This is a genomic window from Pseudomonas sp. NBRC 111123 (assembly GCF_001320205.1).
In the GTDB taxonomy this organism is placed as follows: domain Bacteria; phylum Pseudomonadota; class Gammaproteobacteria; order Pseudomonadales; family Pseudomonadaceae; genus Aquipseudomonas; species Aquipseudomonas putida_J.
Map to the genome: position 1 here is coordinate 60,566 of NZ_BCAZ01000020.1, position 15,095 is coordinate 75,660.

A 15,095-nucleotide genomic window follows, 5' to 3' on the forward strand; every position below is an offset into this window, starting at 1 on the left:
CCAACCGTGAGGACCTTTCATGCGTGCGATCTCCCCCGAGGGCGCCAAGGCGCACCTCATACACCTGATGCTCAATGGCCAGGCCCGCTCACTGCACGTCCTACCGTGGACCACGCTGTTGGATCTGCTGCGCGAACAGCTGGACCTGATCGGCACCAAGAAAGGCTGTGACCACGGCCAGTGCGGCGCTTGCACGGTGTTGCGCGACGGCCAGCGGGTGAATGCCTGCCTGACGCTCGCCGTGATGTGCGACGGCGCCGAACTGGTGACCATCGAAGGCCTCGCCGATGGCGAACAGCTGCACCCCATGCAACGCGCCTTCATCCGCCATGATGCATTCCAGTGCGGCTACTGCACCCCCGGGCAGATCTGTTCGGCCATAGGCCTGGCCCACGAAGGGCGGGCCGACAGCCGCGCAGCCATTAGCGAACAGATGAGCGGCAACCTGTGCCGTTGTGGTGCCTATGCCAACATCGTCGCGGCCGTGGAAGAAGCCCTGCCGTTGATGCAGCAGGTGCGCCCATGAACCCGTTCAGTTACCACAAACCGGCCTCCATCAGCGAAGCCATCAGCCTCGTGGATCTGTCGTCGCAGTTCATCGCCGGCGGCACCAACCTGGTCGACCTGATGAAGGAGAATGTGGTGCGCCCCGAGCGCCTGATCGATATAACAGGCCTGCCGCTCAGGGGCATCGAAGCCACTGCAAACGGCGGCCTGCGCGTCGGCGCACTGGTAAGCAACGCCGAACTGGCCTGGCACCCGTTGGTCGAGCAAGGCTATCCACTGCTGGCCCAGGCGATCCTTGCCGGTGCCTCACCGCAGCTGCGCAACATGGCGAGCACCGGCGGTAACCTGTTACAACGCACCCGTTGTTATTACTTCTACGACACCGGCACTCCCTGCAACAAGCGCCAACCCGGCAGTGGCTGCCCGGCACGCACCGGCCTGAACCGCATCCATGCCATCCTCGGTGCCAGCGACGCCTGTGTCGCGACCCATCCCTCGGATATGTGCGTCGCGCTGGCGGCACTGGAAGCCGTGGTGCACGTGCAAGGCCGTGCCGGTATGCGCCAGATCCCGCTGACCGACTTCCACTGCCTGCCCAGTGACCTGCCTCAGCGCGACAATCAGTTGGCCGATGACGAACTGATTACCGCCGTCGAATTGCCACCGCCGCACTTCGCCAAGCATTGCAACTACCTGAAGATTCGCGACCGGGCGTCTTATGCCTTCGCCTTGGTCTCGGTCGCGGCAGCGCTGAGGATCGAGGACGGCGTGATCAGGGACGCACGAATTGCGCTGGGCGGCGTGGCTCACAAGCCGTGGCGCGAGCCGGCGGCTGAACGCGTACTGACCGGCCAGGCAGCCAGCCTGACGCTGTTCGCCCAGGCCGCCGACGTGCTGCTGCAGGGCGCCAGACCGTTGCAGCATAACGGCTTCAAGGTACCCCTTGCCCATCGGGCAATCGTAAGGGCGTTGAATGAGGCCGCTGTTGGACAGCCTTACCCAGGAGCAACCGCATGAACAGCATGCCCCCCGTGATCGGCCAGCCGCTCGACCGAGTGGATGGCATGGCAAAAGTGACCGGCCAGGCGCGCTATGCCGGTGAATACCCCGAAGCGGGACTGCTGCATGGCAGTGTCGTCTCCAGCACCATCGCCCGTGGACGGGTGCTGCGCATCGACAGCAGCCAAGCGCTGAAGGTCCCCGGCGTGATTGCGGTGCTGGACCACGCCCACCGCCCTGCGGTGTCGAGTTATGACGACGACTACAGTGACGCCGACTCGGCCAAGGGCGCGCCTTTTCGCCCACTGTTCAATGATCGCGTGCTTTACAACGGGCAACCCCTGGCGTTGGTCGTTGCCGAAAACCTTGAGCTGGCCTGTTACGCTGCCTCGCTGGTGCAGATCGAATACAGCGAAGAAGCCCACCAGACCGACCTGCTCGCCGTGCTCGACCAGAGCCATCAGGCCCCGGCCAAGACACCACCGGCCCGTGGCGACTTCGCCGGGCAGTTCGCCAAGGCAGCGATCACCGTCGATGCGACCTACCTGACGGCGAACGAGCATCACAACCCCATGGAGCCCCACGCATCGACGGTGTTTTACCAGGCCGATGGTTCGCTGCAAATCCACGACAAAACCCAAGGCCCGCAAAACTGCCAGGACTATCTGCACAAAGTATTCGGCCTGTCGAAAGACAAGGTCCGGGTATTGGCCGCGTACGTGGGGGGTGCCTTCGGTTCGGGGCTGCGTCCGCAGTATCAGTTGCCCTTGGCGGTCATGGCTGCATTGCATCTGAAGCGCTCGGTACGGGTCACACTCACCCGCCAGCAGATGTTCACCTTCGGTTACCGCCCCCGCACCCAGCAGCGTCTTCGCCTGGGTGCCAGTGCCGACGGCCGGCTGGTAGCAGTCGCCCACGACGCCATTGCTCAGACCTCACGTTTCGAGGACTTCACCGAGCACCTGGTGGAATGGAGCGGCATGCTTTACCGCTGCGACAACGTGGCGCTGAGTTACCGCCTCGTTCCGCTCGACGTGTTCACCCCGCTGGACATGCGCGCCCCAGGTGCCGGCTCGGGAGTACTCGCGTTGGAATGCGCGATGGACGAATTAGCCTGTGCGGCAAAGCTTGACCCGCTTGAGTTGCGCCGGGCCAATTTTGCCGACCACAACGGCAATGAAGGCAAACCCTACTCCAGCAAGCAATTACTCGCCTGTTACGCGCAGGGCGCCGCGCACTTCGGCTGGGCCAACCGCAACCCCGAGCCGCGCAGCATGCGCAGCGGCAGGCATCTGGTTGGCTGGGGCATGGCGGGCGGTGTCTGGGAAGCCATGCAGATGACAGCCAGTGCCAACGCCAGGCTGGACGGCCAAGGGCACTTGACGGTCAGCAGTGCGACCACCGACATCGGCACCGGTACCGGTACGGTGATGAGCCAGATCGCGGCCGATGCTGCCGGTCTCAGGTTGGAAGACGTTACGTTCTTATTGGGCGATTCTTCCTTGCCAACCGCGCCATTGCAGGGTGGTTCCTTTACCGTCTCATCGGTAGGCTCGGCAGTGCAGCAAGCCTGCCAGATCCTGCGCAGCAAGGTGCTGCAAAGCGCCCGCTCGACCCATCCCGCGCTAGCCAGCCAGCCGCTGGACGCCATTACCTTTGCCGATGGGTACCTGCAGTTCGATGGGCAGCGGATTGCCTTGTCGGAGATTGCGGCCAAGTCCAAAGAGGGCTACTTCGAGGCACAGGTCAAGGCAGAGCCGAGCGCCAAGCGTAAACCGTTCTCCACTGCGACGCATTCGGCAGTTTTCGTCGAGGTCAAGGTGGACCAGGACCTTGGCACGATCACCGTCACCCGGGTTGTCAGTGCTGTGGCGGCGGGCCGCGTGGTCAATCCGAAAACCGCACGGAGCCAGATTCTTGGCGGCGTCGTGTGGGGCCTGGGCATGGCCCTGCATGAACAAGCTCAGACAGACCACGAACAGGGCCGCGTACTCAACCACAACCTGGCCGAATACCACATTCCGGTGAATGCCGACGTCGGTGATATCGAGGTGATTTTCGTCGAAGAGCAGGACGACATCGTCAACGAACTAGGCTCGAAAGGCGTCGGTGAGATCGGCGTGGTCGGCGTCGCGGCGGCGGTCGCCAATGCGGTCTACCATGCCACCGGCAAGCGGATCAGGGCGTTTCCGATCACCCTCGACACGTTGTTGTAGCTCACTTTTTACGCGTGCCCAGCTCGATCCAGACCGGTGCGTGGTCACTGGCCTTGGCTTCGTTGCGCACCCAGGCATCGACGCCTGCACGCTTCAGGTAAGGCGCGAGGTCGGGGTTGAGCAGCAGGTGGTCGATGCGTAACCCGGCGTTGCGCGCCCAGTGATTGCGAAAGTAATCCCAGAAGGTGTACACGCGCTCGTCAGGGTGCAGATGGCGAATGGCATCGACCCAGCCCTGCTCCAGCAGCTGCTGGTAACGCGCTCGCGATTCGGGTTGCAGCAGGGCGTCCTTTAGCCATGAGCGCGGGTTGTAGATGTCCATGTCGGTAGGGACCACGTTGAAGTCGCCTGCCAGCAGTGTCGGGTGCCCACTGCCGTGAAGACCCTTGGCATGCTCCACCAGGCAATCGAACCAGCGCAGCTTGTAATCGAACTTCGGCCCGGGCTGCGGGTTGCCGTTCGGCAGGTACAGGCACGCCACCAGCACACCGTGCACTGCCGCCTCCAGGTAGCGGCTCTGGCTGTCGTCTTCCATGCCGGGCAAGCCACGGCGGACCTCCAGCGGTTCGCTGCCACGCGCCAGAATCGCCACACCGTTCCATGACGGCTGGCCCTGGTAGAGGCAACCATAGCCTGCCGCCTCCAGGTCCTGACGCGGGAACTGCTGATCGGGCGCCTTGAGCTCCTGGAGGCAGGCGATGTCCGGCTGCGCCCGCTCCAGCCAGGCCAGCAGCGCCGGCAGGCGGCTGCGGATCCCGTTGATGTTGAAACTGGCGATCTTCAGCGCTTTCATGCGTCCGGGTCGCTCACGTGGGCCTGCACGGCGTCCTCCAACGCGTGCACATGGGCCTGGTCGGCCAGCGCCTTGAGCGCCAGCCAGTCGTCCCAGTCGATGGCGCCCTCGTCGCGCAGGGCCTCGGCGGTGCGAACCAGCTCAAGGTGGTAGGCATCCGGCGACGCTTGGCGGTAGCTGATGTCGTCGTACTGGGCGTACCAGGCCTCAAGCTCGGGGATGCTGCGTTCGATGCTCATGATCGGGACTCCTCGCTGTGCCCTTTGCAAGTATGAGCCCTGCCCCTTGGCAACGTTCAACCGCAGCGTCGCGGGTTCATCGATCTGCGCCATGCTCAAGCGCGAGGTCTCGCGCAACATCAGCGAACACACCGCGACCAGCGCCAGCGCCGCTGCCCCGTCCAGCGCCACCCCAAGCGGGTCGTGACCGGTCAGGATCTGGATCGCCGTGGCGATGCTCGACGCCGTGCCGCCGCCCAGCGCGGCGCCGATCTGGTCACCGGCCGAAATCCCCGAGTAGCGCATGCTGCGTGGGAACTGCTCACCGAGGAAAGCCGGGATCGGGCCCTGGGTCGCGCCCATCCGCAGGCCGGTCAGGCAATACGCAATAGGCGAACAGCGCAATGGCGAAGCGCTTCATGCCCACCAGCGAGAAGAACGCGAACAGCCCCAGGGCCATGACCAGCGCGCCGAAGCCCATCACCACGCGCCGGCCCAGGCGGTCCGACAGGTAGCCGAACGACGGCGGCGCGGTGATGCGCAGGGTGCCACGCAGCGCGTACTGCAGCTGCTCCACCTCCTCGGTCACCCGCTGCAGGTGCAGCAACGCCTGGCGGGCGCCATCCAGGTACAGGTTGCCGGCCTCGGTAACGCCATGCGCCGGGTGGTGCGCTCGAACAGGCGCACGCCCAGTTCGCTTTCCAGGTGCGCGACAGCCTTGGTGATCGCCGACGGCGCTGCCGTGCTCGGCCGCCGCGACGAAGATGGTCAGGGCCATCATCTTGTCCATCGTTTATTCCTGTCAGGCACAAGCGAAATGGGCGATACAGTAATGCCCGTACCATCAAACCCTCAAATGCCGGCAAATTGAATAGGCACTGCCCATGTCGCTGCTTGCAGCAAGGCAATCATGGGTCAGGGATTATTGCTCCGGAGCGAAGTGCGCTATCCGGCACTTGCCAGGTGCACCTGCAAAAATGCCATCAGTGCGGCGGCCGCAGGGGACAAGCTGCGCCCTTTGCGCGTGAGCATGCCGATGTGCCGCTCCACCTTAGGCTCGACCAGCGGCACGAACGCCAGCTTGTCGTTCTCCAGGGGGAACGCCAGGTACGGCAAGGTGCTGATCCCGACCCCCTCCTCCAGCATCGCGATCAACGAGATCATGTTGGAGACGAACAACCGGCTATGCCCCAGCAAGCACTCGGCTTCGGTGCCGGCCAGCAGCTGCGAGGTACCGTTGCGGACCATCGGCACGCCCTGCAGCTGCGACCAGTGCAAGGCCTCGCCCGCCTGCGCCAGCGGGTGGTCGGCGCGGCACACCACGCCCACCTGATCATTGACGATCGGCGCAAACTCGAGCTGCTCGTCCTCCAGCCACAAGCTGCTGATGCCAAAATCCACCTGGCCCTGGGCCAACAACTGCTGAACGCGCTCGGCCGTGCCGTCCTGGATGCTGACCTGCACATTCGGGTGCTCGGCGACGAAACGCGCCAGTGGCCCAGGCAACATGCGGCTGGCCACCGAGGGCACGGTCGCGATGCTGACCTGGCCGATCTCGTGCCGGGCCAGCAAGGTGGCCTCGCGGGCAATGCGGTCGTGGTGCTCGATCAAGCCACGAAACAACGGCAGGCAATGCTCGCCGAACGGGGTCAGCTCCACCCGGCCACCCCCCTTTTCGATCAGCGCCTGCCCCAGCTTCTGCTCAAGCTCGCGCACCGCCAGCGATATCGCCGGCTGGGTGCGAAACGCCTGACGCGCTGCGGCGTGGAAGCTCTTGAGTTCAGCCACCAGCAAGAAGTAGCGCAGCTGGGCGATTTTCAGCTCGGGCAACATGGTTAGCGTTCCTTATCAAAGCATTTTTTTTATTAATTTTTATTTGCTGCATATTGCTCGCAAGATGAAGGCCAGGCAACCAGAGGCTTTCAGCCATGTCATTCAAGACCTACAAGAACTATATCGATGGCCAGTGGTGCGAAGGCCACACCACCCTGGGCAACTACAGCCCCTCGGACACCCACGACCTGATCGGCGAATACCATCAGGCCAGCGCCGCACAGGCCCACCAGGCCATCCAGGCTGCCCGCGCCGCGCAACCGCAATGGGCCGCCAGCGGCCTGGAGGCCCGCCAGCAGGTGCTGATGGCCATCGGCGACGAACTGATCGCCCGCAAGCAGGAACTCGGCGAGCTGCTCTCGCGTGAAGAAGGCAAACCGTTGGCCGAAGGCGTCGGCGAGGTTCACCGCAGCGGCCAGTTCTTCCATTACTACGCAGCCGAAGTGCTGCGCCAGATGGGCGAGACCGCCGCTTCGGTGCGCCCCGGGATCGACATCGAAGTGCATCGCGAACCGGTGGGCGTGGTGGGCATCATCACCCCGTGGAACTTCCCCATGGCCACCGCCGCCTGGAAGATCGCCCCAGCGCTGGCATTCGGCAACGCCGTGGTGTTCAAGCCGGCCAACCTGGTGCCGGCCAGCGCCTGGGCGCTGACCGAGATCATCAGCCGACAGGGCCTGCCCAACGGCACCTTCAACCTGGTCATGGGCAGCGGGGCCAGCGTTGGCGAAGCCCTGGTGCAGTCGGCCGAGATCGACGCCCTGACCTTTACCGGCTCGCTGCAGACCGGCCGCCGTGTCGCGGTCGCCACCGCCGGCAACCTGGTGCGCTGCCAGCTGGAGATGGGCAGCAAGAACGCCCTGGTGGTAATGGACGATGCCGACCTCGACCTGGCCGTGGCGTGCGCCCTCAACGGTGCCTTCTTCGGCACCGGGCAGAAGTGCACGGCGTCTTCGCGGCTGATCGTCTGCGAGGGCATTCACGACCGCTTCGTCGAAGCGCTGCGCCTGCGCATGCGCCAGCTCAAGGTGGGCCATGCCCTGGAGGCCGGGGTGCAGATCGGCCCAGTGGCCGACGCCCGACAGCTTGAACAGAACCTGCAGTACCTGCAGCTTGCCCAGGACGAAGGCGCCACCCTGATCGAAGGTGGCGAACGCCTGCAGCTTCAGAGCGACGGCTACTACATGCGCCCGGCGCTGTTCATCAACAGCCGCAACGACATGCGCATCAACCGCGAGGAAGTGTTTGGGCCCATTGCCTGTGTGATCCGCGTACGCGACTTCGACGAGGCCCTGGCCACCCTCAACGACACCGATTACGGCCTGACCGCCGGCATCATCACCCAGTCGCTGCGCCACGCCAGCGCCTTCAAGCGCGGCGCCCAGACCGGCTGCGTGATGGTCAACCTGCCCACCGCCGGTACCGACTACCACGTACCGTTCGGCGGCCGCAAAGCCTCAAGCTTCGGCCCCCGCGAACAGGGCCAGTACGCCCGCGACTTCTACACCGTGGTCAAGACCACCTACCTGCGGCCCTGAAGGAATACGCGCCATGCACGACCTCTTGATGATCGACGGCCTGCAGTACTCGAACTGGAGCCCGGAAATATTCCAGCAGATGCAGGCCGGTGGCCTGAGCGCGGTGCACGCCACCATCGCCTACCACGAGAACGCCCGCGAGACCCTGTCGCGCCTGGGTGAGTGGAACCGCCGCTTCGAAGCCTGGCCCGAACTGATCCGCCCGGTGCGCACGGCCAGCGACATTCGCCAGGCCCACGCCGAAGGCCGGGTGGGGATCTTCTTCGGCTTCCAGAACTGCTCGCCAATCGAGGACGACATCGCCTTGGTGGAGGTGTTCCGCCAGCTGGGGGTGTTCATCATGCAGCTCACCTACAACAACCAGAGCCTGCTGGCCAGCGGTTGCTACGAGCGCGAAGACAACGGCATCAGCCGCTTCGGTCGCCAGGTGATTGCCGAAATGAACCGGGTCGGCATGCTCATCGACATGTCCCACAGCGCCGAACGCAGCACGCTGGAAGCCATCGAGCTGTCGAGCCGGCCGGTGATCATCTCCCATGCCAACCCGTCGAGCTTCCACGCCGCCAAGCGCAACAAGTCAGATGCCGTGCTGCGCGGCATCGCCGAAACCGGCGGGCTGCTGGGCTTTAGCACCTACCCGTTCCACCTCAAGGGGGCGTCGGACTGCAGCCTGGAAAGCTTCTGCGACATGGTCGCACGCACCGCAGACCTGATGGGCGTGGAGCATATCGGCATCGGCACCGACCTGTGCCAGGCACAGCCGCTGGCGGTGCTCGAATGGATGCGCAATGGCCGCTGGAGCAAGGACAAGGACTACGGCGAAGGCTCCAAGGACAACGCCAACTGGCCGGCACCGTTGCAGTGGTTCCGCGACAGCCGCGACTTCCGCAATATCGCCCAGGGCCTGCGCGCCCGCGGCTTTGCAGAAGCCGAGGTGGGCAAGATCATGGGGCTGAACTGGCTGCGCCTGCTGGAGACCGCCACCACGGCACAGGCCTGAGCCCCCTGCACGGACAGCATCGACAATAACAACAATCGCAGGTTCCGGAGGCTTCATGAAAAACCCAACCACCCTGCAGGCTGAAGGCCAGGCCATGGGCCTGCCGCTGACGCGAGACATCGACTGGCCGCTGTTCCTGATCAGCGGCGGCTTCCTCGGCGCATTCCTGCTGGCGGCGCTGATCGACATCGACACGGTGTCAGCGCTGGTCAACACCCTGTTCGCCTGGTCGACCAAGGCTTTTGGCCTGTACTGGCAGGTGCTGATGCTGGCGACCTTCGCGGTCAGCCTGGCCATCGGCTTCTCCCGTTGCGGGCGCGTGCGCCTGGGCGGCGTGACCCAGCGCCCTGACATCAGCACCTTCAACTGGATCGCGGTGATCATGTGCGCCCTGCTGGCCGGCGGCGGCGCCTTCTGGGCCGCCGCCGAACCGCTGATGCACTTTGCCAGCCCGCCGCCGTTGTTCGCCGGCCTGCAACCACACAGCGAGGCCGCAGCCACCGCGGCACTGGCGCAAGCCTTCGTGCACTGGGGCTTCCTGGCCTGGGCCGTGCTGGGCAGCCTGCTGGCCATCGTGCTGATGCACCTGCACTACGACAAAGGCCTGCCGCTGGCACCGCGCACCCTGCTCTACCCGCTGTTTGGCGAGCGTGCGCTGAAGGGCCCGATCGGCACCCTGGCCGACGCCACCTCGATCATCGCCGTGGTCGCCGGCACGATTGGCCCGATCGGCTTTCTCGGCTTGCAGATCAGCAGCGCCATGCATGCCGTGTGGGGCCTGCCCAACGACATCATCACCCAGTCGCTGACCATCGTGCTGGTCACGGCGATGTACACCGTGTCCTGCCTGGTGGGGCTCAAGGGCATCCGCTTCGTCAGCGAGATCAACGTCTGGCTGATGATCGGCCTGGCATTGTTCATGGTGGTGTTCGGCCCGACCCTGTTCATCCTCGGCGGCTTCCCGGCAGCCTTTGCCCTGCACATCGAGCATTTCATCCCGATGACGATGTTTCGTGCCGACCCCAAGTGGCTGGACTGGTGGACGGTGTTCTACTGGGGCTGGTTCATAGGCTACGCGCCAATGGTGGCGCTGTACGTCGCGCGGATCTCGCGGGGCCGCACCATCCGCGAGATCATCATGACGCTGTCGATCATCGCGCCGCTGGTGACCATGTTCTGGTTCACCGTGGTTGGCGGCACCGGCATCGGCCTGGAGCTGCAGACACCGGGCATCGTCACCGCCCACGGCGCGCAGCCCGAAGACCTGTTGCTGGGGGTGACGCAAAACCTGCCGCTGGGCGGCCTGATCAGTGCGCTGTTCCTGTTCCTCAGCTTCATCTCGGTGGCGACCAATGGCGATGCCATGGCCTTCACCGTGGCGCTGGCGATGTCCAGCAACGATAAACCGAAGAAGTGGCTGTGTGGTTTCTGGGCCATCGGCATGGGCCTGGCGGCGGTGGTGCTGATCACCATCGGTGCCGGCGGCGTGACGGCCCTGCAGTCCTTCATTGTCATCACCGCGGTGCCGGTTTCGCTGGTGATCCTGCCAGCGCTGTGGGATGCGGTGCGCATCGCCCGGCACATGGCCCGCGAACAAGGCGTCTGAACATGATCCATCCAGGTATGACAACAATGTCCAACAGCCTACCTGCAACACTGGCCTTGCGCCCCGCCAGCCAGGTCATGGACCTGGCCCGCCTGGGCAGCCACTTCCAGAGCCCGCTGAGCTTCGTGCGCAGCAGCATGCGGCGGATGATGAACCAGCGCTGGCACATCCAGCGCAGCCGCTTCGACCTCGATGCGCAAGGCTTCGGTACGGCCATCTACCGCATCGACACGCCCCATGGGCATTACCACTGCGTGCTGTTTTCGGCCTACCTGCCGCCGGAAAAACGCAGCGACCGGGTGATCGCCGACCAGTGGGACGTCACCTTCGTGCTGGTCGCAGGCGACGTCGATGCGGCGCAACTGGACGACCTGCAGCGCAACGTGCCGCTGCAGGAGGCCGGGCGCTTCGATGCCCGCGTGCTGGTGCTGTCGCGGGCCAACCGCAGCCTGCGCAACTTCGACCGCTTCCTGGCGGCGCTGGCCGAAGGGCAGCAGCCAGACCCACGCCAGCTGGCAGAGGTCGGCTACCTCTACCGCACCACTGCGGTATACGGCAACGGCAAGTTCGGCATCGCCGATTTCGGCTGCCTGCAGGACAACCCGGACTTCAACCAGCCTTTCAGCGCGCAGATGTTCACGGTCTACCTGTTGCGCCATTTCAGCATCGAACAGATCGAACACATGGCCCGGGCCCTCGACCCGCAACGTGCCGTGGCACTGGCCCCGGCACTGCAACGCTACCTGGGGGTCGGCAACGCGACCGGGCTGGGCATGGCGCCCTTCCTGATCAACCACCCGCAATTGGTGGAACGCTGGGTCAGCATGCGCGAAACGGCGCTGAGCCGGGCCTTGGCGCAACCGGCCGAGCCCGCCCGACTGGAGCGTCTGCACGCACTGCTGAGGCGGGCAAGCCTGCACCTGAGCCAGACCCAGACCGAAGACCTGCGCCAGCAGCAACAGGACCAGCAAACCCTGGCCGAACTCGCGGCGTTGGCCGACTGGCTCGGTGGCCAGCCCGCTGGCAATGGCCTCTGGCCACGGCTGCTGGCCTGGAGCGAGACACACGCCGGGCCGGGTTGCCAGGAACTGCTGGTGAGCCTGCTGCTGGAGCTGTACCCCGCGCTCGTGACGCCGCTGGCCGAGCAAATGGGGGCCAGCGAAGGCTGGCAGCTGGACGCACAGATGCCCCTCAGGCAGCTGCGCGAACTCATCGAGCAGCAGTACGGCTGGGCCCTGGCCTACGACTTCACCCACGTGGCGGCCGAGCATTTCTTCTGGTACCGCTCAGCCGAAAAAGAGGAGCCACGCCTGGGCATGCGTACCGAAGAGCCGGGCGCGGAAAAGGAAATGCAACTAGGCATTGCGCGCAATATCCAGCGCTGCCACCGCGCCGTGCTCGAACACCTGCAGGCACAGCCTCAGGCCCTGACCGCGCACCTGCTGATCGCCGCACCGACGCTCAAAGGCACGGTGCGCCGCCTGCAAGGCATGGCGCACAGCAACTACGGGGAAATCCGCGCCAACCTGCTGGACCGCGACATGCTGCCGATCCACCTGTTGCGCTGCAAACTGGCGTTCTTCGGTGCGGGCAAGTTCGACCCCAAATCCAGCCGCTGGGTACGCATCACCTTGTTCCAGGGCGCGCCTCTGGTGAGCGACATCGGCCAGCCGTTCGACGACGACTGGAACTTCGCGGTCATGCCGCAGGGAGCCTTGTGACCATGCGTGTATCACTCAACGAAATCCAGGTGATGTGCCGCAAGGCGTTCGAAGGCATGGGCTATGCCCCGGGCGACTGCGAGGACGCGGCCGAACTGGTGGGCTGGCTGCACGTGCAAGGGCTCGATGGCATCGGTGCGCTGGCACAGGCGCTGGACTACCTGCAAGGTGAAGCCAGCCAACCCTTCACCCTGAGCTACGACGACAGCACCTTGCTGGTGCTCGACGCCCACGGCCAGAGCGTGCTGCGCTGCGCCGCGACGGCAGTGGAACTGGCACTGGACAAGGCGCTGCACCGTGGCCAGGCGTTGCTGAAGATTCACCACTGCCATAACCGCCTGTTGCTGCTGGGCTACCTGAGCAAGGCCGCCGAGCGCGGGCTGCACGTGCAGGCCCGCTGGGACGATGCGCGCCAGCACCACCTGGCCGACTTTACCGCAGGCGAGCAACGCCCTGCGCTGCGCAGTGAAGCCAAGCCAGGCGCCGTCGAGGCATTCGAACAAGGCGTCACGGTGCTGTTCACCCGGCCGGCCTACGCCCTTCCCATTGCGGGCACCACACAACGCACGGCTAACCAGGGCTTCACGGTAGACGCAGGCACCTGGCAGCGGCTCAAGCAGTTGTCCGAGCAGATTCTCGTCGAAAGCACCGAAGCCTCCCGCCGCCATGGTGCAGGCGGCGGCAGCGACACCGACTGACCCTCGCCTACATCCAGGAAGCCATGCAATGAAACATGCGATCAAGACCGACCTGTACGCCTCCAGGGCACCACTGGAGTGGGCCGTGGTCGGCAACGGCACGCTTTACACCGCCCAGATTCCCATCGATGCCCAAGGCCAGGTGGTCGCCGGCGGCATCGAGGCACAGGCCCGTCAGACCCTGGACAACCTGCACCACACCCTGGAGGCTGCCGGCAGCTCGCTGGATGCGGTGACCCAGGTGCTGATCTACGTAACCGACCGCAGCTACCTGGCTGCTGTCAACAGCTTGTATGCCGAGTACTTCCAGGCGCCGTACCCAAACCGCGCGGCGATCGTGGTGGCAGGCCTGGCCCGCGAGGAAATGCTGGTGGAACTGGTGGTGTACGCCTGCCTCTAGGGGCGCGTGCGTCACTCCACCAGCTTGCTGGCGATGATGATCTCGCCGCTCAACACCTTGTGAATCGGGCAGGCATTGGCGACCTCCAGCAAACGCGCACGTTGTTCATCGCTCAGCGCCCCGCGCAGGCGAATGTCGCGCGCGATCTGGAGCCTGGGTTCGCGCCCCAGCTGCTCCTGTTCGATGGTGATGTCCACGTCGATGGCTTGCAGCGGCATTTCCTTGCGCTGCGCGTACATGGCAACGGTGATGGAGGTACAAGCCCCAAGGGACGAGAGCAACAGCTCATGGGGCGACGGCCCCACATCGGCGCCACCTGCCTGTTCAACGACGTCGCTGGCCCACTGGTGCTGGCCATTGGTGATGTTCACCTGGTAGGCCACGCCTGCGAAAGATGCACGGATTGCTCGCTCTGCCATGGAAACTCCTGATGTGTAATTGTCCTGAAGCAGCAATGATAGAAAAACAGGGCGATCAGCAGTAGATGACGGATTTGCACCCTGGCGTTCCATAGGGAGAACGCAGGGGCCGCTTTGCCGCCCCCGGCTTTCATCGCAGGTCCAACGTCAGCGCAGGCGTCCGAGCCCGCGACACACACAGCATCATCACGTCACCCCAAGCCCGTCTGCCACTTGGGCCATGCAGCAGGCTTTCGCCCGCTAATTGTTGGGCCGGGGTTGGTTAAAGCATCTCGTCCGAATAGCTGAAAGAATTTGCACGCTGCGGCAACTATCGCCAGTCACAAGTAAACACAGAACTTCCTGTGTCTGACTTGAGGTAACCGATCATGGCTAACAATCAAGACAAAGATAGACCCCAAGGCGGCAGCAACCAGGCCAACGCGGGGGATGCTGGCGGCAAAGGCGGACAAGGCGGCATGGCCGGTACGCAGAAAGGTGGCCAGCAGTCCGGACACACGCCTGAAGACAAGATGAGCAAGGACAAGGATTGGCAGCAGAAGGATACCGGGCACCAAGGTGGGCAGGCCGGTGGCAAGCAGAATCCAGCCGACAGCGGACGCATGGGTGGGCAAGCTTCCCAGGGCGGCACCCAGCATAAAGACAAGGATCGTTGATAACTGGCAACTAGCACCGGGGCGGCAGCGCCCTGGTGCTCACGTCTGTGCGTTACACCACCCAGACCGCCCATCGGTAGGGCTTTCTTCATTCGCGCCAAACACGCCATTGCGGCATGCACAGGCGTAGTCCGCTTCAGCCCGGGTTGCGAAATTCAGCGTCAGCCTGAGCTTGTCGAGGGTGTCATAGAGGTCGTATCCCTTGCCCAGCGTGTTGGGGAAACCTGCGCGCCTGGGCAGGTAGTCTTTTTCCGGCGGTAGAGCGGGAACCACAACGAAGCGCGTCTGCATGACCATCCCTCTTCTTGGCAGCTCTTTAGTATTAGTCGCAATATGTGAAAGCATCAAGACGGCTCATGATTGATTTTCGCCCCACTTTGGCGCCGCCTGCGCCCCAAAACCACACACCCAACCTCCCCCTGCACCCGCCCTGCGCGCTGCCTTGATCGGCCACAACCCCGTCTGCAACGGCCCCGCGACGGGAATCTGAC

15 protein-coding genes and 1 pseudogene are annotated in these 15,095 nt (G+C 64.5%); 10 read left to right on the plus strand and 6 right to left on the minus strand.

Going from position 1 to position 15,095, the window contains the following annotated elements; genetic code table 11:
* The first annotated feature begins 19 nt into the window (after window positions 1–19).
* The 3 genes from APH27_RS12645 to APH27_RS12655 are packed head-to-tail and all read left to right on the plus strand — an operon-like array spanning window position 20 to window position 3,722.
* On the plus strand, window positions 20–526 hold the full coding sequence (locus tag APH27_RS12645) for a (2Fe-2S)-binding protein (protein ID WP_060484979.1): 507 nt from the start codon (window positions 20–22) through the stop codon (window positions 524–526).
* Entirely contained in the window at window positions 523–1,524 is a 1,002-nt protein-coding gene (locus APH27_RS12650) for a xanthine dehydrogenase family protein subunit M (RefSeq protein WP_060484980.1), read from the plus strand. The genes APH27_RS12645 and APH27_RS12650 overlap by 4 nt, the downstream gene beginning before the upstream one ends.
* Window positions 1,521–3,722 carry a xanthine dehydrogenase family protein molybdopterin-binding subunit gene (locus APH27_RS12655; protein ID WP_060484981.1) on the plus strand — a complete coding sequence of 734 codons (2,202 nt, stop codon included), beginning with the start codon at window positions 1,521–1,523 and terminating at the stop codon, window positions 3,720–3,722. The genes APH27_RS12650 and APH27_RS12655 overlap by 4 nt, the downstream gene beginning before the upstream one ends.
* 1 nt (window position 3,723) lies before the next feature.
* On the opposite strand, the gene xth is transcribed toward APH27_RS12655, so the two are convergent.
* The 4 genes and pseudogenes from xth to APH27_RS12675 all read right to left on the minus strand — a co-directional run bounded on the left by xth (window position 3,724) and on the right by APH27_RS12675 (window position 6,566).
* Window positions 3,724–4,515: an exodeoxyribonuclease III gene (xth, locus tag APH27_RS12660; protein ID WP_060484982.1), complete on the minus strand. Its 792-nt coding sequence runs from the start codon at window positions 4,513–4,515 to the stop codon at window positions 3,724–3,726.
* Entirely contained in the window at window positions 4,512–4,754 is a 243-nt protein-coding gene (locus tag APH27_RS12665; protein WP_027918806.1) for a hypothetical protein, read from the minus strand. Before APH27_RS12665 ends, xth begins: the two co-directional genes overlap by 4 nt.
* Before the next feature lie 496 nt (window positions 4,755–5,250).
* Window positions 5,251–5,523 (minus strand): annotated as a pseudogene (locus APH27_RS26600) (LysR family transcriptional regulator); the annotation flags it as partial.
* A gap of 155 nt (window positions 5,524–5,678) precedes the next feature.
* A complete protein-coding gene (locus tag APH27_RS12675) occupies window positions 5,679–6,566 on the minus strand; it encodes a LysR family transcriptional regulator (protein WP_027918808.1) in 888 nt (295 codons plus the stop codon).
* A 95-nt stretch (window positions 6,567–6,661) separates the two neighbouring features.
* Between APH27_RS12675 and APH27_RS12680 the strand changes: the two genes are divergently transcribed.
* Genes APH27_RS12680 through APH27_RS12705 form a run of 6 tightly spaced genes read left to right on the plus strand, consistent with a single transcriptional unit; the run spans window position 6,662 to window position 13,529 of the window.
* Window positions 6,662–8,104: an aldehyde dehydrogenase family protein gene (locus APH27_RS12680; RefSeq protein WP_060484984.1), complete on the plus strand. Its 1,443-nt coding sequence runs from the start codon at window positions 6,662–6,664 to the stop codon at window positions 8,102–8,104.
* Window positions 8,105–8,117: 13 nt separating this feature from the next.
* Entirely contained in the window at window positions 8,118–9,104 is a 987-nt protein-coding gene (locus APH27_RS12685; protein WP_027918810.1) for a dipeptidase, read from the plus strand.
* Window positions 9,105–9,159: 55 nt separating this feature from the next.
* On the plus strand, window positions 9,160–10,710 hold the full coding sequence (locus APH27_RS12690; RefSeq protein ID WP_060484985.1) for a BCCT family transporter: 1,551 nt from the start codon (window positions 9,160–9,162) through the stop codon (window positions 10,708–10,710).
* Window positions 10,711–10,736: 26 nt separating this feature from the next.
* Window positions 10,737–12,431, plus strand: a complete 1,695-nt coding sequence (locus APH27_RS12695) for a hypothetical protein (RefSeq protein WP_060484986.1) — start codon at window positions 10,737–10,739, stop codon at window positions 12,429–12,431.
* A 2-nt stretch (window positions 12,432–12,433) separates the two neighbouring features.
* The gene (locus APH27_RS12700; protein ID WP_060484987.1) at window positions 12,434–13,129 is read left to right on the plus strand and encodes a DUF3726 domain-containing protein; all 696 of its coding nucleotides are present in this window, start codon (window positions 12,434–12,436) and stop codon (window positions 13,127–13,129) included.
* 28 nt (window positions 13,130–13,157) lie between these two features.
* Window positions 13,158–13,529, plus strand: coding sequence for a RidA family protein (locus APH27_RS12705; protein WP_027918814.1), 372 nt, complete (start codon window positions 13,158–13,160; stop codon window positions 13,527–13,529).
* An 11-nt stretch (window positions 13,530–13,540) separates the two neighbouring features.
* On the opposite strand, the gene APH27_RS12710 is transcribed toward APH27_RS12705, so the two are convergent.
* Window positions 13,541–13,948 (minus strand): OsmC family protein, encoded by a 408-nt coding sequence (locus APH27_RS12710; protein ID WP_027918815.1) that lies wholly within the window; start codon window positions 13,946–13,948, stop codon window positions 13,541–13,543.
* Between the two features lie 368 nt (window positions 13,949–14,316).
* Here APH27_RS12710 and APH27_RS12715 point away from each other — a divergent pair, with 368 nt between their 5' ends.
* Entirely contained in the window at window positions 14,317–14,604 is a 288-nt protein-coding gene (locus APH27_RS12715) for a hypothetical protein (protein ID WP_060484988.1), read from the plus strand.
* A 39-nt stretch (window positions 14,605–14,643) separates the two neighbouring features.
* Here APH27_RS12715 and APH27_RS12720 read toward each other — a convergent pair whose 3' ends face one another.
* A complete protein-coding gene (locus APH27_RS12720) occupies window positions 14,644–14,901 on the minus strand; it encodes a hypothetical protein (protein WP_060484989.1) in 258 nt (85 codons plus the stop codon).
* Between the last annotated feature and the right edge of the window lie 194 nt (window positions 14,902–15,095).

Excerpts from the sequence above, each read along its gene's own strand:
- APH27_RS12645 (WP_060484979.1), top strand. The coding sequence starts at position 20 with ATGCGTGCGATCTCCCCCGAGGGCGCCAAGGCGCACCTCATACACCTG.
- APH27_RS12650 (WP_060484980.1), top strand. The coding sequence starts at position 523 with ATGAACCCGTTCAGTTACCACAAACCGGCCTCCATCAGCGAAGCCATC.
- APH27_RS12655 (WP_060484981.1), top strand. The coding sequence starts at position 1,521 with ATGAACAGCATGCCCCCCGTGATCGGCCAGCCGCTCGACCGAGTGGAT.
- xth (WP_060484982.1), bottom strand. The coding sequence starts at position 4,515 with ATGAAAGCGCTGAAGATCGCCAGTTTCAACATCAACGGGATCCGCAGC.
- APH27_RS12665 (WP_027918806.1), bottom strand. The coding sequence starts at position 4,754 with ATGAGCATCGAACGCAGCATCCCCGAGCTTGAGGCCTGGTACGCCCAG.
- APH27_RS12675 (WP_027918808.1), bottom strand. The coding sequence starts at position 6,566 with ATGTTGCCCGAGCTGAAAATCGCCCAGCTGCGCTACTTCTTGCTGGTG.
- APH27_RS12680 (WP_060484984.1), top strand. The coding sequence starts at position 6,662 with ATGTCATTCAAGACCTACAAGAACTATATCGATGGCCAGTGGTGCGAA.
- APH27_RS12685 (WP_027918810.1), top strand. The coding sequence starts at position 8,118 with ATGCACGACCTCTTGATGATCGACGGCCTGCAGTACTCGAACTGGAGC.
- APH27_RS12690 (WP_060484985.1), top strand. The coding sequence starts at position 9,160 with ATGAAAAACCCAACCACCCTGCAGGCTGAAGGCCAGGCCATGGGCCTG.
- APH27_RS12695 (WP_060484986.1), top strand. The coding sequence starts at position 10,737 with ATGTCCAACAGCCTACCTGCAACACTGGCCTTGCGCCCCGCCAGCCAG.
- APH27_RS12700 (WP_060484987.1), top strand. The coding sequence starts at position 12,434 with ATGCGTGTATCACTCAACGAAATCCAGGTGATGTGCCGCAAGGCGTTC.
- APH27_RS12705 (WP_027918814.1), top strand. The coding sequence starts at position 13,158 with ATGAAACATGCGATCAAGACCGACCTGTACGCCTCCAGGGCACCACTG.
- APH27_RS12710 (WP_027918815.1), bottom strand. The coding sequence starts at position 13,948 with ATGGCAGAGCGAGCAATCCGTGCATCTTTCGCAGGCGTGGCCTACCAG.
- APH27_RS12715 (WP_060484988.1), top strand. The coding sequence starts at position 14,317 with ATGGCTAACAATCAAGACAAAGATAGACCCCAAGGCGGCAGCAACCAG.
- APH27_RS12720 (WP_060484989.1), bottom strand. The coding sequence starts at position 14,901 with ATGGTCATGCAGACGCGCTTCGTTGTGGTTCCCGCTCTACCGCCGGAA.